Source organism: Arenibacter algicola, assembly GCF_018860365.1.
Classification (GTDB): domain Bacteria; phylum Bacteroidota; class Bacteroidia; order Flavobacteriales; family Flavobacteriaceae; genus Arenibacter; species Arenibacter algicola_B.
This window is the reverse complement of the sequence record NZ_JAHKPO010000027.1, coordinates 135,635-157,085: the sequence shown is the minus strand read 5'-3', so window position 1 is coordinate 157,085 and position 21,451 is coordinate 135,635. Positions and strand designations below refer to the sequence as shown.

16 protein-coding genes are annotated in these 21,451 nt (G+C 38.4%); 10 read left to right on the top strand and 6 right to left on the bottom strand.

Annotation, left to right across the window (positions count from 1 at the left end; genetic code table 11):
* Window positions 1-38 precede the first annotated feature (38 nt).
* The 3 genes from KO529_RS21575 to uvrA all read right to left on the bottom strand — a co-directional run bounded on the left by KO529_RS21575 (window position 39) and on the right by uvrA (window position 6,512).
* A complete protein-coding gene (locus KO529_RS21575; RefSeq protein ID WP_252734510.1) occupies window positions 39-2,885 on the bottom strand; it encodes a metalloprotease in 2,847 nt (948 codons plus the stop codon).
* A gap of 11 nt (window positions 2,886-2,896) precedes the next feature.
* Window positions 2,897-3,583 (bottom strand): TIGR00730 family Rossman fold protein, encoded by a 687-nt coding sequence (locus KO529_RS21570; RefSeq protein WP_215949924.1) that lies wholly within the window; start codon window positions 3,581-3,583, stop codon window positions 2,897-2,899.
* Between the two features lie 94 nt (window positions 3,584-3,677).
* Window positions 3,678-6,512, bottom strand: coding sequence for an excinuclease ABC subunit UvrA (uvrA, locus tag KO529_RS21565; RefSeq protein ID WP_215949957.1), 2,835 nt, complete (start codon window positions 6,510-6,512; stop codon window positions 3,678-3,680).
* 121 nt (window positions 6,513-6,633) lie between these two features.
* Here uvrA and KO529_RS21560 point away from each other — a divergent pair, with 121 nt between their 5' ends.
* Window positions 6,634-7,161: a hypothetical protein gene (locus KO529_RS21560; RefSeq protein WP_215949923.1), complete on the top strand. Its 528-nt coding sequence runs from the start codon at window positions 6,634-6,636 to the stop codon at window positions 7,159-7,161.
* A gap of 122 nt (window positions 7,162-7,283) precedes the next feature.
* Here KO529_RS21560 and KO529_RS21555 read toward each other — a convergent pair whose 3' ends face one another.
* A complete protein-coding gene (locus KO529_RS21555) occupies window positions 7,284-8,003 on the bottom strand; it encodes a TIGR03915 family putative DNA repair protein (protein WP_215949922.1) in 720 nt (239 codons plus the stop codon).
* A 356-nt stretch (window positions 8,004-8,359) separates the two neighbouring features.
* On the opposite strand from KO529_RS21555, the gene KO529_RS21550 reads away from it, so the two are divergent.
* The 3 genes from KO529_RS21550 (at window position 8,360) to KO529_RS21540 (ending at window position 12,432) form a co-directional block, all read left to right on the top strand.
* Window positions 8,360-9,127 carry an XRE family transcriptional regulator gene (locus tag KO529_RS21550; RefSeq protein WP_215949921.1) on the top strand — a complete coding sequence of 256 codons (768 nt, stop codon included), beginning with the start codon at window positions 8,360-8,362 and terminating at the stop codon, window positions 9,125-9,127.
* Window positions 9,128-9,801: 674 nt separating this feature from the next.
* Entirely contained in the window at window positions 9,802-11,727 is a 1,926-nt protein-coding gene (locus tag KO529_RS21545) for a sensor histidine kinase (RefSeq protein ID WP_252734509.1), read from the top strand.
* A gap of 24 nt (window positions 11,728-11,751) precedes the next feature.
* On the top strand, window positions 11,752-12,432 hold the full coding sequence (locus KO529_RS21540) for a metal-dependent hydrolase (protein ID WP_215949919.1): 681 nt from the start codon (window positions 11,752-11,754) through the stop codon (window positions 12,430-12,432).
* On the opposite strand, the gene KO529_RS21535 is transcribed toward KO529_RS21540, so the two are convergent.
* Entirely contained in the window at window positions 12,433-13,227 is a 795-nt protein-coding gene (locus KO529_RS21535) for an SDR family oxidoreductase (RefSeq protein ID WP_215949918.1), read from the bottom strand. It lies immediately after the preceding gene.
* A gap of 48 nt (window positions 13,228-13,275) precedes the next feature.
* Here KO529_RS21535 and KO529_RS21530 point away from each other — a divergent pair, with 48 nt between their 5' ends.
* The 4 genes from KO529_RS21530 (at window position 13,276) to KO529_RS21515 (ending at window position 18,158) form a co-directional block, all read left to right on the top strand.
* A complete protein-coding gene (locus KO529_RS21530) occupies window positions 13,276-14,328 on the top strand; it encodes an o-succinylbenzoate synthase (RefSeq protein WP_215949917.1) in 1,053 nt (350 codons plus the stop codon).
* Window positions 14,319-15,278, top strand: a complete 960-nt coding sequence (locus KO529_RS21525; protein ID WP_215949916.1) for a CPBP family intramembrane glutamic endopeptidase — start codon at window positions 14,319-14,321, stop codon at window positions 15,276-15,278. The genes KO529_RS21530 and KO529_RS21525 overlap by 10 nt, the downstream gene beginning before the upstream one ends.
* Window positions 15,262-16,335: an AMP-binding protein gene (locus tag KO529_RS21520; RefSeq protein ID WP_215949915.1), complete on the top strand. Its 1,074-nt coding sequence runs from the start codon at window positions 15,262-15,264 to the stop codon at window positions 16,333-16,335. Before KO529_RS21525 ends, KO529_RS21520 begins: the two co-directional genes overlap by 17 nt.
* Window positions 16,336-16,412: 77 nt before the next feature.
* The gene (locus tag KO529_RS21515; RefSeq protein ID WP_215949914.1) at window positions 16,413-18,158 is read left to right on the top strand and encodes a carboxypeptidase-like regulatory domain-containing protein; all 1,746 of its coding nucleotides are present in this window, start codon (window positions 16,413-16,415) and stop codon (window positions 18,156-18,158) included.
* A gap of 156 nt (window positions 18,159-18,314) precedes the next feature.
* Here the strand turns inward: KO529_RS21515 and KO529_RS21510 are convergent, their stop codons facing one another.
* On the bottom strand, window positions 18,315-19,943 hold the full coding sequence (locus KO529_RS21510; RefSeq protein WP_215949913.1) for an acyl-CoA carboxylase subunit beta: 1,629 nt from the start codon (window positions 19,941-19,943) through the stop codon (window positions 18,315-18,317).
* Between the two features lie 73 nt (window positions 19,944-20,016).
* Here KO529_RS21510 and KO529_RS21505 point away from each other — a divergent pair, with 73 nt between their 5' ends.
* Together KO529_RS21505 and KO529_RS21500 are read left to right on the top strand one after the other, a co-directional pair.
* A complete protein-coding gene (locus KO529_RS21505; protein WP_215949912.1) occupies window positions 20,017-21,000 on the top strand; it encodes a Gfo/Idh/MocA family protein in 984 nt (327 codons plus the stop codon).
* A 229-nt stretch (window positions 21,001-21,229) separates the two neighbouring features.
* On the top strand, window positions 21,230-21,412 hold the full coding sequence (locus KO529_RS21500) for a CAL67264 family membrane protein (RefSeq protein ID WP_031443882.1): 183 nt from the start codon (window positions 21,230-21,232) through the stop codon (window positions 21,410-21,412).
* Window positions 21,413-21,451: the final 39 nt, after the last annotated feature.

Here is a 21,451-nt window from a genome sequence, read left to right as displayed (position 1 = left end):
GTAAAAATAGATTCGATATTTGAGAATATATTAATAATTTAGAACCATTTCCTTGTAAATAATCCGGTTAAAGTCCTTGGGCTAAAGGTTATAACAAATCTAATTTTTTGATCGTATTGCGGTTGCGATATCTCCCAACCATTGTTCGAGTACAATGGAAAATAAAGTTCAAAATAATCTGTCAACAGATTTAAACGAATACCGGAATCGTATACAAAGCGTTCTTTTAATCCTTTATTTTTCACAAAACCAAGGTCACCGTAAACTTCTATCCACCGCCAAATATTTACACTGGTATTAATGGTTGCCATCCAATCATTGGCAAAGGGGTTTTCCAATTTGGATTTAAAACCGCCCTCGGCAACGATGATCTGTTGACTATATATTCCAGATCCTTCCGATCTGCCCAAATACTCATAATCGAACAGGTAGTCTGTTGGTCTATCAAGGGAAAAACTAAAAAAATCCGTACTTCCAGCCGTTTCATTCCTAAGAAACTTACCGGCGAAAAAACGCAAATTAAACTGCCTATTGTTCTCAAAAAGTTTCCGGTATTCCAATTCATACGCAAGCTTGGTAAATTTATCGGAATACTGCGCATCCACAGACCAGGACAGATAATTGATTATATTATTGGTGGTATTATAATATTTTGCGTTGAATACATTATAATCTGGATCCGTTTCCAATCCCAAACTTTGAAGATTGGGATCTATGTCCCTGAAAACACTAATAGACCTAAATATCAAGGCTTCCCTTTTGTTAAGCAAAAGATTACTGGGCCTCCATCCAAAACCTATAGAAGGACTCACAGTACTATAGCGCGAGTTTTCCTGGAAATGGGAAGTAGATCCCCTTAGGGAGTAGTTGGTAACGTATAAACCGCTTTTACCGTGGTATTGGCGAAAATTAAACTTACCATAGCCTACAAAAGTCTTTTCATTAGGGGCATAGGTAGGTGCCAGATCAAAAACGAATGGCCTTTCCAATAAGGTTTTATTATGTAGTCGCATGCCAGGTGAAAGTCCGTCATACTTATTGAATCCCAATACAGGAACATAAAAAACTTGATTGTAGTAAGGATCCTCGGCATCCTTAAAAAACTGGAATTTTAGTTTTTTGTTACTTGAAAAGAAGCCGTTCAAAGATTTCCAATTATCCCTTTGATTAAATTCCGGAATGGTCTGATCATAATTTAAAACCAAACGATCTTCCCCGTTCTTTGGAATTCTAAAGGCTTGTTGATTGGTAATGTCCGTAAACCAATAATTTGAAACTACAGTATCGTTTTTTATCCCAAAAAGTGAAATTGGTACATTGGTGCCTTCCTTGTTTTTTAAGATGACCACCAACGAATCCTCCATTTTCCGCACTTTTTTTATTTTAAAGTCGATCTTTTGGGTAGTCGACACATATTCGTCAAAAAACCAATTAATATCCTTGTCAGAGTTTTCTACGACTATGAATTTAAAATCTGCGGCTGTGGATGGCTTTAATCTATAATTTATGTAAAATTCCTTCACACTGCGGTCTACATGCTCTTTGCCCGTATAATCCGCCAAATAGGCCAATCCCAATCCAGCCTTGTACCTGTTGGCTATTTTTTGATTGAATTTTACCAGCGAATCGTTGGGGGTAGTGAGGGACTGATCTATATTTCTTCTAGCCGACAACATATGGAGCAGAGGATATTGTTCATTAAAATTCAATTTGGCCAAATGAAAATTTCGCACACCCCAAATTTTGGATAATTTGCCCAACAGTTTTTGATCTGGATAGTAGTCCTCCACAAAACCGATCATTAAATAGTTCAGAATGGCATCGGTAACCCATTTTTCGCTTCTTGGATCTACGAACATCGTTTCCTTTATAAAGCTATTGAGAGCTGTTTTTAGAAACTTCATTTCAAATTGAAACTGTTCCTCATAGGGCCTAATAAAGCTTGGAAGTTGGTTTATTCCATATAAAGGGTCCTTATTATAATCCAATTCAGAGACCAATAATTGTTTATGAGGAAAATCGCCCAAATTTTCATAGATATATTTTGATACCCGATTGATGGATATTCCCGAAGATATTTCATCGTACTTCGGAGACTTCAGGTCGGTGAAAATAGTTATCTCCGGCGTTACATGTTTTACAAATTGTTTGGACGGCCTAATAATTATTTCCCCACTTTTTTGATTAATTCCCTGAAAATAAACATGTTGAATATCACCTTCTAGGTTTTTGCCCAATTCATGAAAATTAGAGACTGCAAATAAATTTTTAGGTATAATAAGTTCTATGGACGTATTGGCCATATCCGTATATAGATCTTCCAAATTCTTGTTGGAATACAAGTGCCATTCTCCATCATAAACAGCAGGGGTGAGGTACCAATCCTTTAAATAATATCCATCCCTATTATCATATCCGTAGGTAGTAAATTTATCCGAAGGCAACTTCACCTTATAAGTAATAAATATTTTAGTGGATTCTTTGGGGGGTAGGGGACGGTTCAGACTAATTTTTATAATATCCCTTCCCGGGGCATATTCCCAATCCAAACCTTGGTAATTATCATCAACGGTACTTGTAATTTTGGTATTTCCTCTTTCTTCCTCCTTGGCAAGATGTAACCCTTTTTTAAATTCCTCAGAAAATCTTTTGGCCAAGGCCGTGTTCTTATTGGCATAGGCATTGGCCCAATCATTAAAATAAATAAACTCCAAGGTGTCCTTGGAATTATTTTCGTAAATAATTTCCTGTTGAATATTGAAGGTTTTGTTTTCAACATCCAGGGTAGCCGTAAGTTTATTGGAATGTTGGGCTATAGAAAGACCATTGATAAATACAATTATCAACAATAAAATAGATTTCCGAATGTATTCCAACTTCCTCAAGAATCTTGTGTTTAGAAATTAGGGCTCAATATATTTCCTTTGTAAAAGGAATCTATAATGTCCACCACTTCTTTTTCCGTGTCAACTATTTGTATCAAATCCAGATCATTGGGACTAATATTCCCCATTTTCAGCATAGCATCCTTTATCCAGTCCAATAATCCATTCCAAAATTCCGAGCCCACCAAAATAATAGGGAATTTCTCTATTTTGTTGGTCTGTATAAGTGTAATTGCTTCGAAAAGTTCATCCAACGTTCCAAAACCGCCTGGCATAACCACAAAGCCCTGGGAATATTTTACGAACATAACCTTACGGACAAAGAAATAATCAAAATCCAAACTTTTATCCCCGTCAATATAAGGGTTGTCATGTTGCTCAAAAGGCAGGTCAATGTTTAGGCCAACAGAGGTGCCCCCAGCCAAATGTGCCCCCCTGTTCCCAGCCTCCATTATCCCTGGACCACCGCCGGTAATAATTCCATAACCGGCTTCAGCAATACTCTTGGCGACACTTACCGCCAATTCATAGTATTTTTCCCCTGGCTTTGTACGAGCGGACCCAAAAACGGAAACGCATGGGCCAATGGCGCTCATTTTCTCAAATCCGTTCACAAACTCGCCCATAATCTTGAATAGGGCCCAAGAATCGTTTGTTTTTATCTCATTCCATCCTTTGTGATGCTGTTCTTTTCTCATGTTAGAATATTATCCTTAATCAATTTAGACTACCATTTTCATAACGTTATAATGTAGTTTTGAAGAAAATAGTATCTTTAATTGACAGTTAATTTCACAAACCTAATTCTTTTCTTAAAAATTTTGAGGTGTAACTCTTTTTATCAAGGGCTACTTCCTCCGGAGTACCTTCCGCAACTACCATACCACCATTTCGACCACCTTCGTACCCTATATCTATAATATGGTCTACCATTTTTATCACGTCCATATTGTGTTCAATTACCAGAACGGTATTTCCCTTGTTTACCAGCTTGTTAAGCACATGCATCAATACCCTGATATCTTCAAAGTGTAGGCCTGTTGTTGGTTCGTCCAATATATAAAAGGTATTTCCTGTATCTCTTTTGGAAAGTTCTGTAGCCAACTTTATTCGCTGCGCTTCTCCACCGGACAGGGTAGTAGATTGCTGGCCCAAAGAAATATATCCCAGTCCCACATCCTGAATAGTTTTTAACTTGCGATAAATTTTGGGGATATTTTCAAAAAACTCCACCGATTCGTTAATAGTCATCTCCAGCACATCGGCAATGGATTTACCCTTATATCTTATCTCCAAGGTTTCCCTGTTAAAGCGTTTCCCATTACAGGTCTCACATTCAACATATACATCGGGAAGAAAATTCATTTCAATTACCCTAAGACCTCCTCCTTGACAAGTTTCACAACGCCCTCCTGTTACATTAAAACTAAAACGACCGGGCTTGTAACCCCTAATCGAAGCTTCTTGTGTTTTGGCAAAAAGAGATCTAATTTCACTAAAGACACCGGTGTAGGTGGCAGGATTGGACCTTGGTGTTCTTCCAATAGGAGACTGGTTAATATCTATAACCTTGTCTATATGTTCCAAGCCCTTAATTTTCTTGTAGGGCATAGGGACTTTTACTCCATTAAAATAATAAGCATTTAAAATAGGGTATAGGGTTTCGTTGATCAAGGTAGATTTTCCACTGCCCGAAACACCGGTTACCCCGATCATTTTTCCCAAGGGAAATCGTACAGAAACATTTTTAAGATTATTTCCGGAACAACCGGATAATTCCAAGCTGTTTCCATTTCCTTCCCTACGTTTTTTTGGAACTTCTATTCTTAGTTTTCCGGAAATATAATCGGCTGTTAGGGTATTATGGTTTTTTAGATCATCAGGCTTACCTTCCGAAATTATTTCCCCTCCATGCTTTCCGGCCTTTGGTCCAATATCTATGACATGGTCTGCACGTTCTATCATATCGCGGTCATGCTCTACCACAATAACCGAATTACCGAGGTCTCTGAGCGATTCCAAGGACTTTATCAATCGTTCGTTATCCCTTTGGTGCAGACCAATACTGGGCTCATCCAGAATATAAAGAACACCTACCAATTGCGAGCCAATTTGGGTTGCCAATCTAATACGCTGTGCTTCCCCCCCTGAAAGGGATTTACTACTTCTATTTAAGGAGAGGTAATCCAGGCCAACATCCAAAAGAAATTGGACCCTTGTTTTGATTTCCTTTATAATTTCCTCTGCAATTTTTAATTGATTGCCTTCCAACTTTTTTTCTAGGCCATTAAAGAAATCCGCCAATTCCGCAATATCCAAATTGGATAGATCGGCAATATTATTGTTGTCTATTTTAAAATTTAAGGATTCTTGTTTTAACCTAGTACCTGCACAGGTTGGACATTTAATTTTGTCCATATACTCCTTGGCCCAACGTTTTATGGACGTGGAGTTGGCCTCATTAAATTGACTTTTGATAAAATTGGAAATGCCTTCATAATCTATTTTATAGAGGCGCTTTACCCCCAAAGATTTTGAGTCTACCTCGAAACTTTCCTTTCCGCCATAGAGCAATACACTAATAGCGTCCTCAGGTATTTTTGCAATTGAGGTGGTAAGTTCAAAATTATATCGCTGCGCAATAGTTTCTATCTGTTTAAAGGCCCAAGAATTTTTATATTCGCCCAAGGGTGCAATGCCACCCCCTTTGATGGACAGCTTTTTATTTGGGAAAATTTTGTTTTCATTGACCTCATAAATATGTCCAAGCCCATTGCAATCGGGACACATGCCTTTTGGTGAATTAAAGGAAAAAGTATTGGGTTCGGGTGAAGGATAGGAAATTCCAGTGGTTGGACACATTAAATCCCTACTAAAATACCGGGGCTCATCCGTACCTTCTTCCAAAATCATCAGTACATTTTCTCCACTGTACATGGCCGTATTTATAGTTTCCGAAATACGTTTGTCCAATTCGGTACTCTCCTCAATTTTGAGTCGGTCAATAACTATCTCTATATCATGGGTCTTATAACGGTCCACTTTCATGCCCTTTATAATATCCTTGATTTCCCCATCTACCCTTACCTTAACGAAACCTTGTTTGGCAATTTGTTCAAATAGTTCCCTATAGTGTCCTTTTCTGGATTTAATGATAGGAGCCAGTATATTTATTTTCTTTCCCCTATAGGAAGATATGATCAATTCCTTTATCTGCGCATCATCATAACTAACCATCTTCTCCCCGGTATTGTAACTGTACGCATCTCCGGCCCTTGCAAATAAAAGTCTAAGAAAATCGTAGATTTCGGTAATGGTGCCCACGGTGGACCTGGGAGATTTTGAAGTTGTCTTTTGCTCAATGGCAATTACCGGAGATAGACCATCTATCTTGTCCACATCCGGGCGCTCCAAGCCCCCCAGAAACTGTCGGGCATAGGCCGAAAAAGTCTCAATATACCGCCTTTGACCTTCAGCATATATGGTATCAAAGGCTAAGGATGATTTGCCGCTTCCAGAAAGTCCGGTAATAACGACCAGCTTTTCACGGGGTATGGTAACGTCTATATTTTTAAGGTTGTGCACACGAGCGCCTTTAACCTCAATATTCTCTTCGTAATTAATCATTTTCATAGCAATGTGCGAAGTTACGACTTTGACTCCTAAAAATGAAGTAGGTGCTATTTAGTTTTTTGTAGATTAAAAGCTTAGCTATAAATTAGCGTTCTTAACTTTAAAATATTTTTAAATGCAGCTTTTAGGAATAGGTTCCAGGATTAATCACAGCGAATACGGAAAAGGGGTAGTTACCAATGTAACCTCTAAACATTATTGGGTTACCTTTATGGACAATGGTTTGGAAACCATAGAATTGGATTCTAATTTTGAAGTTATAGAAGCAGTGGAGGACGAAGTGGATACCATAAGTTTTTCCGAAGTGGAACAATCGTTGATTTCTATTTTAAAGCGCTGGAGCGATGCCAGTTCCGTTACCCCAATTGCCGATAAATGGAAGGGTGGGAGCCTAGTTTTAAAACCTGGCGATACCAACTTATCCGAAAAAGAAATTCCAATAGACACCTTTTTTCACAAAATAGTCATGGTAAGGGACCGAATAAGGGTAATGGAGCAGAAAATAAATAGTAGTAATAATTTGGATGACCAGGAAAAAGTTGACCTACAACAGTATATAACCAGAATTTACGGTAGCCTAACTACATTTAACGTGCTCTTTAAAAATCAGAGCGATAATTTTGTAGGAGAAAAAACCAAGTAAGCTAAACTAGCTATCCATACTGCAAATAGATTACCTTGCATAGAAGGCACTTAGAAACACGCCTAAAACCTGGGACTGTGGGTCTTAATTTAAACACTGTAGGAAATAAACGCGGATATTAATTATACCGCCGCCTTTTCACCTATATCGGCCATCTCTGATTTTCCGGAATATCGTGAATGTGAGTGCAATTTGTTATTTATCAATTGTTTTATGTTGGTATAGGAAAGATCTCCTGTGCAATCATAAGCCGATAATTCCAAGGAAATAATTTCAACGGTATAAAGGTTGTAATAAATGGCATACTTTCTTTTGCGATCGTACACCATAAATTCCTGACCGTGGAATTTTGACCTGAAGTATTTAGAAATAAGTGGTAGTACATCAAACCCAGGAGAAACATTGGAAAAGTAGACCTGATCTTGTGATATTTCAAAATTTGCAATAGCTTCTATTCTATGTTTTTCCCGAGCCACCATTCTGGAGTGTTGCTGAATTTTTAAAATAATGTCAGACATTCCTTCTATAGGATCTTCATTGGGATTGGCATACATAGAACGGATGTACTGGTAAAGAAGAAGTTCAATGCCCTTTGTTTCGCTTAAAAAGGCAAAATAAATAGACTTAATGACCGAATTACTTTTGTTCTGAATGCTGTTCCACACCCGTCTTGCCTTATCCATTTGGGTAAATACAGTTATTGCCTCCGAAAACAGACCTTTTTGAAGCTCCTTATTCTTTTGGATGTTCGCTACCGGGATTTTCTCCTCAAAAATTTTGAAAACCGTAGTTAAAAAACCATTGAAACTGCCGTCGTAAATTAAAACCTTAGGATTTTCCATAACTAATCAAATAAACTTAGTTGAACACTTAATTCTTTTTTTGAACGTCTTCTTTCGGTCTTTACTAAATGACCTTTGGCCAAACCAATCCCCTTCTTAGAACTAATTGAGATAAAGTCATTATCCTCCATCCCGGAAAAGGCTAGACTACTTAATGTTTGATGCAAATCGTCCAAAGTCATAATTTTATATTTGTAATTATTCCAAATATATGGATTATTTCCTAATTATGGAAATAGTCCAATAAATTTTTTGGATATATTCCAAATTACGTATATTTGAAGCTATTAGATATAGTCTTTTACCTAAATAGGGGGGTATGTCTATGTCAACTATATGAATTTAAAAACTGTACAATGAACGAGGATATGGAAATTGTGACCAAGCGTTTTACCGATTTACGCCGGGAATTGGGGTATACCCAATCTGATTTTGCCAACTTGCTTGGTATTTCAAATACCACAGCGGACATAGAAAGGGGGCGTACCAAATTATCGGGAAAAGTAGTGGCGGAATTGCTCAAGCAATTCAAAATAAATCCACTTTGGCTGTTTGGTGATAGTTCCCAAAAGTATCTAGCGGTTACAAATATCAGTGTTATTCCCAAGGTGGTTACGGTAAATTCATCCGAAAACGAGAATATGGTATTGGTAAACGCTAAAGCCGCAGCCGGATACCCACAAAATATTCAGGACACCAGTTGGTACAAACAGCTGCCTGCTTTTGATATTCCCTTGCCAGAATTCAGAAATGCAACTTATAGGGGTTTCCAAATTGAAGGGGACAGTATGTTGCCCAATCTAAAGCCAGGGGAATGGGTATTGGCCAGAGCCGTTGAAGGTCTAAAGGATATTAGTCCCAATAAAATTTACGTTGTGGTATTACAGGATGCCGTTTTGGTGAAAAAAATTGAAAAATCTCCCAATCCGGCCGTAATTTCCTTAATATCCTTAAATGAAAACTATCCTCCATACAGCGTTAATACAGAAGATATACAAGAGCTGTGGCAAGTTAGTAGCAAAATAACCTTTGGGGTGGATGCCACCTCCGAGAAGGGATTGCTAAGACAATTGCAGGAATCTATGGATGAGCTAAAAAATCAATTAAAAAAAGTCAATAATTAATATAGTTCTATTGATGGGCTAAAAGAGAGGTATCCGGTATATTATTTTTAGACAAGTTATATCCGGTAATAAAAAATTTTCGAAAGTGGTTATCCCTGATTGCTTCCGGACAGGATGGAGCTGGATCCATCCAATAATTTAGCACTTAAATAAGATTTGTACCAACTAATTGTAAGGTTTCCCTTATAGGCTAATTATCCGATGAAATGCTTGTTATTATCGATGAAATGCAAGATTATCTTCAATTTCCAACTTTCACAACAAGATCGTGGTGTTACACAACAAAATTCTAAATTTCACATTTCTACAATATATTTTTGAACTGATAACGAGTCCCAAATCTTATCATTACATATATAAAAAGGCTGTGCAATTAATTTGTATCGCCTTTTTTATTTTTGAATCTTCCTATCGGCATAAAAAGTTGAAGGATGAAATAATGGTTAACTTGCCCACAAATCACTTAATTTGTTTTGTGTTATTATCTGGCAAGTAATGATGATGGTAATTAGGGATATGAGGGGTACAACAATAACCCTGCTTTGGCGTTTGTAGTATTGTGTCCCAATATGCCGAAGGCTTATATAATTATTAAAAAGACCAAGAAGTAATTAAAATTTTTAGACAACAATTGAACAATGGTGAAGTCTTTTAATAAAATATTTGTTTCATTAATGATTTGTTCATTGTGTTTTTGGTATTCTCATGCCCAAGACTCTTCAACCAAACCGGATTATTTTCAAGAGTTCCAAAATAAGAAAGGAGTACAGGAAAGGTTCGACTATTTCTTTGGGGTCCCCAATCGCTATCTTGAGGATTCGGCCTATGACTGGCAAGCCGCGGTAAATGTATATCACAACAATGCCCAAAAAGTAAAGGATTCAATAAGCATCACTAAATATGAGCTTATGCAATCCCAGCTCTATTATGATATTGGCGACTTTAGTAAAAGTGTGGCCATTGCAAACCAATTGTACAAGAAAATTGAAAATTTGGATTTACCATCCAAAAAAATTCTTTTAGATCTCATAGACAACAACTATGCTAAATTGGGGTTATACGATCGGCAATTTGAAATAAGAAATGAGAAAAAGAATTTAGGCCTTACGGATAAGGTTATTTTCTATGATATCTATTCCAACCTTGGACTTCATAGAAAGGCAATGGACGACTATATCAAGGACAAGCTAAAAACCATAAGGGAGGATGATTATTTTGGCCAGGCCCAATATCAGAGCAACGTTGGAAACTACCTTCTTTTGGATATGTCCATTCCAACAGCTTTAACCTATTACAAGAAGGCAAAAGGATTTATTGATGTATACCTCAATGATATTAGTAGGGAGAAAACAGAACAAGAAATTAGCAAAGGCAATTTATTGAAAGCCATTATAGAAGGAAATATTGGTAAATGCCATGCCCTACTCAAGGAATATGATATTGCCATTCCTTATTTGGAAAACTCCATTAACCTGATCAATGAGTACAATAAGGGTAAGTTCTCGTCGGACAAGGTAGAAAACACCTTGGAGTTGGCGGATTGCTATTTACAGAAAGAAGACTATGAGAAGGCCAAGGAATATCTTTTGGATGGGCAAGATCCTGTTAAAATAGAAAATATCCTTAGAAGAAATAGATTATTAGCGGCCTATTATGACCGCATAGGCGATTATAAAAATTCGGTCGACTATTTAAAAAGAAATGTACGCATCAGGGATTCTTTAAATAGAAATGAATCCTCCATGAAAAAGCAACAATTGGCGGCGGTGGCCGGACAAGAGATAGAGTACTCCAAAAAAATGATGGAGCAGCAGAAAAAGGACCTAGAGCAATCCCGAAGCGATCTACAGGCCAAAGAGGAAAGAATAAACATTGTTTTTATTTCATTGATATTTACACTTTTGGGATTTGCCGGTTTAGTGTTTGCCTATTTGAAAAGTATTAAGAACCAGAGACTCATTGCAGATCAAAAGCGCATAATAGAGGCTTCGCTGGTAGAAAAGGATTCGCTTTTAAAAGAAATTCACCATAGGGTAAAAAATAACCTGCAGATGGTATCCAGCCTACTTAGCCTACAAACAAAAAATACCCGTAGTAAAGCTGCTATTGAGGCGTTGGAAGAGGGCAAGAGCAGGGTAAAGGCGATGGCGCTTATCCATCAGAAACTATATCAGAACGATGATCTCTCCGTAATAGAAATGCAGGGTTATATAGAAAGTCTTATTAACAGTGTACAATCGGTTTACAAAAAAGGTGGCCATAATATAAATATTACCATTGATGCCGAAGGCGTTGAGTTGGATATTGATAGGGCAATTCCCTTTGGACTTATTTTAAATGAATTGGTATCCAATTCATTTAAATATGCCTTCCCGGACGATGACGAAAATGGAAAAATTTATATCCATTTAAGAAAAAATGGGGGACAGGGCTATTTTGAGTACACGGATAATGGTGTAGGACTGCCAGAAGATACTGATGATAGGGCCAATTCCTCCATGGGGATAAGGTTAATGAATCGTTTGGTAAATCAGCTTCAATCTACTTTAAATATCGATAAAACATCTGAAGGAGTTCGTTTTTGGTTCAATTTTAAATAAATTTGAATAAAAACAGTTCAACTTATGCAAATTACTTTTCTAGGCCATTCCTCTTTACTCATTATAACAGGTGGAAAAAGGTTACTGGTAGATCCATTTATTTCAGGAAATGATAAAGTCAAAGGTAAAATCGACATTGAAGATTTAAAACCCGATTATATCTTGGTTACCCACGCCCATCAAGACCATACCTTGGATGTTGAGGAAATTGGAAAAATGAGCAATGCCACAGTGGTAAGTAATTATGAGATTGCCACTTACTTTGAAAACAAAGGACTAAAGGCTCACCCTATGAATCACGGTGGGAACTGGAAGTTCGATTTTGGCACCCTGAAATATGTAAATGCCATTCACACCTCTTCCTTTGCCGATGGGACTTATGGTGGTCAACCAGGGGGATTTATTCTATCATCCGAAGGAAAGCACATTTATATAGCAGGTGATACGGCCTTGACAATGGATATGAAACTAATTCCTATGTCATTTCAGTTGGATCTTGCTGTCTTGCCTATTGGCGATAATTTTACGATGGGGGTCGATGATGCCCTTTTGGCATCCGATTTTGTGGAATGCCCAAGGATATTGGGTTATCATTACGATACTTTCGGGTATATTATAATTGATCATAAGGAATCCATTCAAAAATTTTCCAAGCATGGCAAGGAGCTTATTCTTTTGGAAATAGGGGGATCTTTAACGGTTTAGCTATCTCACTTTACTTCGAAGTACTAGCCTGTGGAGCAGTTTAGGGAAGAATCTTTTCATATAGATACCCATTACTTCTTTCCGGCCAATGTAAACTTCGAATTTCTCTTTTTCTATGGCATTGACCATTTTTTTGGCAAAAACATAGGGAGATAGCCCATTTTTAGTAGCCATATCATTGTCAACTTGGGGAGTCCCATCTGCTGTTAGGGCATTTATGGCTACATTGGTATTTACAAAACCTGGACATACCATAGTTACCTTTATGTTCTCCTTTTCATGTTCCATGCGCAAAACATCAAAAAAACCATGGAGAGCGTGCTTGGCCCCGCAATATCCAGAGCGATAAGGCGAGCCAAATTTTCCCATTAGGCTGGTTACGGTAACAAAATGACCATTTTTTTGGGACACAAAATAAGGAAGGATTGCTTTGGTAAGTGCAATGGTACCCATGTAATTTACGTCCATTAATTTCTGATAAACTTGCAAATCGGTTTCCATAATCAAGGAGCGTTGGCTTATGCCTGCATTATTAATCAAAAGGTCTATTGATCCATAAAAAGACAAAGCTTCCGTAACTTTTTCAGACATTTTATCCCTATCCATCAAATCTAATGGGAGTAGGGAGATAAGATCGCTATTTGGGCAACGGGCCTTTACTTGTTTTAGATCTATTAATTTCCTGGAAGATATAATTAGTTTATAGCCTTTGCGATTAAGTGCATAGGTCAGTGCCTCGCCTATACCTGATGAAGCCCCCGTTATCCAAACTACCTTATCTACTTTTGTTTTCATTTTTTTCATAATTGGAAAAAAAGATAGTTAAATTTGATTTTATATTTCATGAAAGCGACCTACAAAAAATACATTTTAGAATTTAAACGTCCCAGTGGTACTTCCAGGGGTATTATGACCCATAAAGAAACCTTCTTTATTATTTTAGAACAGGATAATAAATATGGAATTGGGGAATGCGGTATATTAAGGGGGTTAAGTGTTGATGATGTTCCCGATTATGAGGACAGGCTAAAATGGACCTGTGACAATATCCATTTGGGCAAAGAGCAACTGTGGGAAGCTTTGATGCATTATCCAAGTATCCAGTTCGGGGTGGAACAAGCCTTTTTATCCCTAAATTCCAAGGATCCCTTTTTGCTTTATCCTTCAGAATTCACGCAAAACAATAGCCCTATAGCAATCAATGGCCTGATTTGGATGGGAGATGAACACTTCATGCACCAACAGATCCAGCAAAAGCTGGTGGAAGGTTTCAAATGCATAAAATTAAAAATTGGAGCCATCGATTTTGAGAAGGAAATAGCGTTATTAAAATCCATTCGAAATAAATACAGTGAAAATAAAATCGAATTAAGAGTTGATGCCAATGGTGCATTTATCCCTTCGGAGGCCATGCGCAAACTGGAGCGCCTTTCCCTTTATGAACTACACTCCATAGAACAACCAATCAAGGCGGGCAACGCCAATGAAATGAAGGAATTATGCTTTAATTCTCCAATCCCCATAGCCTTGGACGAGGAACTAATCGGTATTAAGGATGTAACGGAAAAGGAGAAACTTCTACAAACCATAAGGCCGCAGTATATAATCCTAAAACCAAGTTTGGTAGGTGGGTTTAGAGGAAGTATGGAATGGATAAAAGTTGCGGAGAAGTTAAATATAAAATGGTGGGTTACCAGTGCGCTGGAAAGCAATATTGGCCTCAATGCCATAGCCCAATGGACTTATACATTAAATAACCCTTTACCTCAGGGATTGGGTACCGGTGGTCTATACACCAATAATTTTGAGTGCCCGTTAAAAGTGAAAAATGGAACAATATCCTATGAAAAAACTGGGAGTTGGGAAAATAATTTAATAGAGAATATATGTATATAGAACAGGGATATAAAGGAAATCATGAATCTTGGCGATACCTTATAGGAATTTTGATCATATTTATTGGCTGGCAACTTTTGGGGTCCATTCCACTACTAGGGGTCATAATTGTTAAGTCTATTGGTGGGGAGACTTTTCCTACGGATGTTACCGGAATGTCCCAAATGGTGGGAAGCAATTTATTTTTATTCTTAATGCTTATTTCTTTTGTATTTGGCCTTTTGGCAACATTTCTTACCGCTAAATATGTTCATCGGCAAACCATAGTTTCCCTTACCACAAACAGAAACAAAATAGATTGGAAACGAGTGTTTTTTGCTTTTGGACTTTGGGGTTTTATAACCATTTTGATTACAGGTTTGGATATATATCTATCCCCAGAGGACTATGTTTTTAATTTTGAACTAATACCTTTTGTCATATTATGCCTTATTTCCGTATTCTTAATCCCGCTCCAAACCAGTTTTGAGGAGTATTTTATGCGGGGATACCTTATGCAGGGTATTGGATTGATGTCCGGCAAAAGATGGGTTCCTTTGGTGATCACCTCCATGATTTTTGGGTGGTTGCACCTTTTTAATCCTGAGGTTGAAAAATTGGGCTACGGAATAATGGTTTATTATATAGGTACCGGATTTTTCCTAGGGATTTTGACCCTAATGGATGAGGGATTGGAATTGGCCATTGGTTTTCATGCTGCCAATAATTTATTGACCGCCCTTTTGGTGACCGCAGATTGGACTGCCTTCCAGACCGAATCGCTCTATAGGGATATATCGGAACCGGAATTGGGCTGGGATGTATTTTTGCCCGTTTTGGTAATCTACCCCATACTCTTGTATGTATTCTCCAAAAAATACGGCTGGACCAATTGGAAAGAACAACTTACAGGTGATGTGCAAAGTCTAGAAACTGTACAACTAAATAAAGAAAGTGATTCCAACCTTTAAAAATATCCATCCTAAATTTAAATACAACGGAATCCATTACGATTTTGGAGTTTTAAAAGAGTTGGCCTACAGTCTTGTTAAGGAAGGTCAAGAGTACGAGAAGGGTATAGGAAATTTTCTTTTGGATTGGCTGGATGATTCAGATTCTCTTATAGTCCATACCTCTGGATCTACTGGTGTCCCTAAAGCAATTGCCCTGAAGAAGGAACATATGGTTAATTCTGCCTTGGCCACAGGGGCATTCTATAAAATGGGACCTGGAACTAAAGCCCTTCAATGTCTGTCCGCCGACCATATAGCCGGGAAAATGATGTTGGTCCGAGCCATGGTACTGGGTTGGGAAATAGACATGGTGGAGCCCTCTTCCCATCCTTTACAATTCACTACCAAGCATTACGACTTTGTTGCCATGGTGCCTTTGCAGGTACAGGGGTCCATATCACATTTAAACCAAATTGGCACTTTAATTATTGGGGGAGCACCCATTTCCCCTGAATTAAAATCAGATCTTAACAAGGTAGATACGCGGATTTTCGAAACCTATGGAATGACCGAGACCATAACCCATATTGCCGTAAAGGAGCTTGCGAAAGGCCCTGAGGACTATAATTTTAAGACCCTTCCGGATGTTGTTCTTTCCATAGACCCTAGGGGTTGCCTAGTGATCGAAGCACCAAAAGTTTCGGACACAGTTATAGTAACCAATGATTTGGTAAAACTTATATCACCCGCTGAATTCCAGTGGTTGGGAAGGTATGACAACATAATTAATTCCGGGGGAGTAAAATTAATTCCCGAACAACTGGAAACCAAGTTATCTGTATTGATCGAATCTAGATTTTTTGTGGCGGGCATCCCTGATGCTATCTTGGGCCAAAAATTGATATTGGTGGTAGAAGGAAATATTGATAGGGAGCAATTACATATGGATATCAAATCCCTTAAATCAATTTCCAAATTTGAAATTCCCAAAGAAATATTAGTCGTACCCCAATTTGTAGAGACAGGGAGCGGAAAGGTAGATAGAACCAAAACATTGTCAAAATATAAGATATAGAGGCTCAGGGGTTTATATTAAAATAATTACTTAAATTGAAGAATTGAATATTCCTTTCAAATTCTAAAGTTTACCGAATGGTCCGGATTGTTATCAGTATTACTTTTCTCTGTGTTTTCTTTTTTGGGACCTCTCAGGAAACTAAGATTACCATTAGAGGCAAGGTCACACATTTGGGCCAAGCTTTGCCCAATGCCAATGTGGTCATCAAAGGTACTACGGTTGGTACAAAAACGGATGCCAAAGGAAAATATAATATCGAAGTGTATCCTGGAAATTTATTGGCTTTTACCTATTTGGGAATGCAAACCATTGAAGTAGCTGTTGATGGCGTGAACAACGTATTGGATATAAAACTATCTGAGAATGTAGATGAATTGGATGAAGTTGTGGTAAAAAAAAGAAAACGTAAAAGCCAAAAAGAACTTCTGGCAGATTACCCCACCAACACTAACCTAATTAAGTCCTCGTGGGGAATTATGGACAAGGACCGCACTTCATATTCAATACGGGTCATTGATGGCAAAAATCTAATGCCAGCAGGGACAGATTTTTTGGATGCGCTACTTGTATGGGTTCCCAACATGCTAATTGATAGGGTAACCAACCCCTTGGATCCACTTGTTTATCTGCCACAATATGCCAGTACAAAAGTCCCTGTAATTTATGATGTTGACGGCTTTGTATATGAACAGGCACCGACATTTATTTCAGTTCAAGACGTTGAACGTGTTGCGGTACTTACCCGTAACGGTGCATTTGCCAGATATGGTTCTAGAGGTGCTGGCGGAGTCATTATTATAAATACCAAGGAGCAGACCCGCATAGATGAACTAGGGGTAAAGAGAATCTACAACAATTCAGGGTTGAGGGATAGTATTTATGATCAGTTAGCTATAAAGCCGGCATATGTTCCAGAAATTCCTGACTATATTAAAGAATATTCTTTGGCCGATACGGAAGAAAGGGCTAATCAAATATTTGAAAATCAAAAAACAAGGTTTACCGACTCTCCCTATTATTTACTTGACCTTTCCCAATATTTTAAGGACACCTGGGGAGACAACAAAAAATCCCAAGCACTTCTGGATACCATGTCCCACCAATTCGCCCATGACGCCATAGCGCTAAAAGCATTGGCCTATAGGTATGAAAAACTTGGATTTTCGGAGAATGCCTTACAGCAATACTTGGCGATTCTGAAATTGAAACCAAGGGATGCCCAGTCGCACAGGGATTTAGCCAATGCTTATGATGAAATAGGGAATTACCAAAAGGCGATTCATATTTATTCCCGTTATGAGCTGGCCGTCAACGATCTAGATTCTGTTCCATTTGACAAATACGGTACGGACGCGCTTATTACTACGGAACGGATGAATATTATTAAACTCAACGCAGGGAAGTTTTTTTTGGAAAGTGGGTCCATGGAAGAAAGTACTTCAAATCCTGAGAGTAGGGTATTATTTGAATGGAATAACAGTGCAGCCGAATTTGAATTACAATTTGTAGATCCAGAAAAGTATTACGACAGTTGGGAATATACTGTTGAAACCAAAGAAGCCGAATTGTCCGCAGCAATTTTAAAAGGATACTCCAGTAAACAATTCTTTTTGGACGACGACCTAAAAGGGGAATGGGTGGTCAATGTTTCTTACTTCGGAAATGGTTCCCAAGACCCAACTTACCTGAAAGTAACTACATTTTTTGATTACGGTACTTTGGAGCAAAGGAAGGCTACCAAGGTTTTCAAACTCGCTGGGATTAAGGAAGATTCTTATTTATGTAGAATAAATACGGATTCGAAATTATTTATTGAATAAACCTCGTTCCTTCGCAGGAGTGCAAATCCGCCTATTGTTACTTCTACACATTGTTACATTTCCAAATTTTTTCATTTCCAAATCTTCAAATCCCCAAATAAACATATTGTTACATTAGTACATTTGCTTATTGGTACATTTCCACATCATCAAATCCTAAACCTGTACCACCCCCATATTAAATGGCTTTTCAATAGGGGCATGGTTGGCTGCCTCAATGCCCATCGAAATCCATTTACGAGTATCCAAAGGATCTATTACGCCATCTGTCCATAAGCGTGATGCCGCGTAATAGGGCGATATTTGGTTGTCATATCGCTCTTTTATTCTATTAAAAAGTTCGTTTTCTTGGGCCTCCGTTATTTTCTCGCCCTTCTTCTTTAGCGAAGCTGTTTCTATCTGAAGTAACACTTTGGCCGCCGAATTACCGCTCATTACCGCCAACTCGGCGCTTGGCCAAGCCACAATCAATCTAGGATCGTAAGCCTTTCCGCACATGGCGTAATTTCCTGCTCCGTAACTATTGCCTATAATAATGGTAAATTTAGGAACAACAGAATTACTGACCGCGTTCACCATTTTTGCCCCATCCTTTATAATTCCCCCGTGCTCACTTTTACTACCCACCATAAATCCGGTAACATCTTGTAAAAAAACCAGGGGAATTTTCTTTTGGTTGCAGTTGGCTATAAAACGCGTGGCCTTATCCGCAGAATCGGAATAGATGACCCCTCCAAATTGCATTTCCCCATTTTTGGTCTTTACAACTTTACGCTGATTGGCAACGATACCCACAGCCCATCCATCTATGCGGGCATATCCCGTAAGTATAGTTTTTCCGTAACCTTCCTTGTATTGTTCAAAATCTGAATTATCTACCAGACGATTAATAATTTCCAGCATATCGTATTGTTCGGCCCTGGATTTTGGAATGATGCCATAAATATCATCTTCCTTTTCCTTGGGTTTTACCGCTGGGATCCTGTTATATCCCGCCTTGTCATAATCCCCAATTTTGCCCATAATGTTCTTTATGGTATCCAAAGCATCTTTGTCGTCCTTCGCCTTGTAATCCGTTACTCCACTAATTTCACAGTGGGTTGTGGCTCCCCCCAAGGTTTCATTGTCTATAACTTCCCCGATAGCTGCTTTTACCAAATAGCTTCCGGCCAAAAAAATACTCCCCGTTTTATCCACTATCAATGCCTCATCGCTCATAATGGGAAGATAGGCTCCACCTGCAACACAACTACCCATGACAGCTGAAATTTGAGTAATTCCCATACTGCTCATTACAGCATTATTTCTAAAAATTCTACCAAAGTGTTCCTTGTCCGGAAATATTTCGTCCTGCATGGGAAGGTATACCCCGGCGCTATCGACCAGGTAAATAATGGGCAAGCGATTTTCAATGGAAATTTCTTGGGCCCTTAGGTTCTTTTTTGCGGTGATAGGAAACCAAGCTCCTGCTTTTACTGTGGCATCATTGGCCACCACAATACATTGTTTGCCCTGTACATAGCCAATTTTTACTACAACGCCTCCGGAGGGACATCCACCATGAGCCTCGTACATACCATCACCTACAAAGGCCCCAATTTCAATCGACTCCCTACCCTGGTCCAAAAGATACTCAATACGCTCCCTGGCACTTAATTTACCTTGGACATGTTGTTTTTCCAATCTGCTTTTCCCACCTCCAAGTTTTACCTTGGCCAGTTTATGTTTTAATGCTGATAATAGTAATTTATTGTGGTCTTCGTTCTTGTTGAAGTTGATATCCATGTTGAGACGCCTTTCTTTTGCGCAATAAAGATAAGGAGTTATATTTATTAACTTTAACTAAATTATATTCTAAATGAGTGAAAACGTAAGATGGGGAATTATTGGATTGGGTAATATTGCCCGTAATTTTGTTAAGGACCTTGCCCTGGTCAAGGAAGCTCAAATTTACGCAGCGGCTTCAAGAAATTTGGAAAAGGCCAAGGGGTTTACGGAGGAATATAATATTCCTAATGCCTTTGGAAGCTATAAGGAACTGTTGGAGTGCAAGGAAGTTGATGTGGTCTACATTGCTACGCCGCATACTTCGCATTGCGAGCTTTCCATAATGGCCATGGAACATGGCAAACATGTGCTATGTGAAAAGCCAATGGGCATAAATAGGGCAGAGGTCGAAAAAATGATTGCGGCAGCCCAAGAAAACAAGGTTTTTTTAATGGAAGCCCTATGGAGTAGATTTAATCCTTCCATTAGGAAGGTTAAACAAATGGTAGACTCTGGAGATATTGGTCCATTAGCATATCTACATGCAGATTTTGCCTTTTACGCCTTGGATAGGGACTTTGAAGGAAGGGTGCTAAATCCTAAACTTGCTGGAGGTTCATTATTGGATATTGGCATTTACCCTATTTTCCTTTCTTATTTACTTCTTGGTAAACCGGACCAGATCTTATCCACCTCTAACTTTCATGACAATGGTGCCGAGGTCCAGACTTCAATGATCTTTAAATACCCCAACGCCCAGGCAATTTTATATTCAGGTTTTACGAGTAGATCCGAAATGAAAGCGGAAATATCCGGAGAAAAGGGAACTATATATATACCACCCAGATGGCATGAAGCACAGGGATATACGGTTGAAATAAATGGAGAAAAGGAGGAGTTCAGCATGCCAACTACCGGTAGGGGGTATTTTTACGAAATAAAGGAAGTTCATGCCTGTCTCGACCAAGGGAAGTTGGAAAGCAGTCTTTGGAGTCATAGGAACAGTCTTGATTTAATAACCTTAATGGACACCGTTAGAAAACAAAATGGAATTGCATTTCCATTTGAGGAATAAAGGGTATTAAGCCCCTAGGCAAGACCTGAACTCCTAATAGGAGACAATCCAAGGGTAGTGGTTTTAAACCAGTAACCCCGCTAAACAAGCGGGATTCGTTCGACTATCGTATTTCAATGCGCCTGTGGCTTCTGAAATAAGTGTTTCACTAATAAAGTTTTTTTGTAAGGTCATAAATTCTTGTAAAATTTACGATATTTGAGGCTCTACAAACCAAACCAGTTAAAAAATGGGAATGAATAAGAATACAGTGCTTGCATGGGCAACCTTTATAATGATAATTGTAGGTCTTTCGCTTATAGCGTTGGGTGCTTTTAGATACGATGATGTAGCCGGATGGGGGTTTGCCTCGGTTGGTATAGGTTTCTTTGCAATTGCATGGGTATTTAATGCACTAAAGGGCAGGGTATAAACGGCCACTGCGGATTTAGCGATTTGAAAATTGAAGGCT

Bases quoted from the DNA above. Each gene is read 5' to 3' on its own strand.
- KO529_RS21555 (WP_215949922.1), bottom strand. From the start codon at position 8,003: ATGGAAAATCCTAAGGTTTTAATTTACGACGGCAGTTTCAATGGTTTT.
- KO529_RS21545 (WP_252734509.1), top strand. From the start codon at position 9,802: ATGATTTGTTCATTGTGTTTTTGGTATTCTCATGCCCAAGACTCTTCA.
- KO529_RS21570 (WP_215949924.1), bottom strand. From the start codon at position 3,583: ATGAGAAAAGAACAGCATCACAAAGGATGGAATGAGATAAAAACAAAC.
- KO529_RS21510 (WP_215949913.1), bottom strand. From the start codon at position 19,943: ATGGATATCAACTTCAACAAGAACGAAGACCACAATAAATTACTATTA.
- uvrA (WP_215949957.1), bottom strand. From the start codon at position 6,512: ATGATTAATTACGAAGAGAATATTGAGGTTAAAGGCGCTCGTGTGCAC.
- KO529_RS21540 (WP_215949919.1), top strand. From the start codon at position 11,752: ATGCAAATTACTTTTCTAGGCCATTCCTCTTTACTCATTATAACAGGT.
- KO529_RS21505 (WP_215949912.1), top strand. From the start codon at position 20,017: ATGAGTGAAAACGTAAGATGGGGAATTATTGGATTGGGTAATATTGCC.
- KO529_RS21500 (WP_031443882.1), top strand. From the start codon at position 21,230: ATGGGAATGAATAAGAATACAGTGCTTGCATGGGCAACCTTTATAATG.
- KO529_RS21560 (WP_215949923.1), top strand. From the start codon at position 6,634: ATGCAGCTTTTAGGAATAGGTTCCAGGATTAATCACAGCGAATACGGA.
- KO529_RS21535 (WP_215949918.1), bottom strand. From the start codon at position 13,227: ATGAAAACAAAAGTAGATAAGGTAGTTTGGATAACGGGGGCTTCATCA.
- KO529_RS21525 (WP_215949916.1), top strand. From the start codon at position 14,319: ATGTATATAGAACAGGGATATAAAGGAAATCATGAATCTTGGCGATAC.
- KO529_RS21530 (WP_215949917.1), top strand. From the start codon at position 13,276: ATGAAAGCGACCTACAAAAAATACATTTTAGAATTTAAACGTCCCAGT.
- KO529_RS21550 (WP_215949921.1), top strand. From the start codon at position 8,360: ATGAACGAGGATATGGAAATTGTGACCAAGCGTTTTACCGATTTACGC.
- KO529_RS21515 (WP_215949914.1), top strand. From the start codon at position 16,413: ATGGTCCGGATTGTTATCAGTATTACTTTTCTCTGTGTTTTCTTTTTT.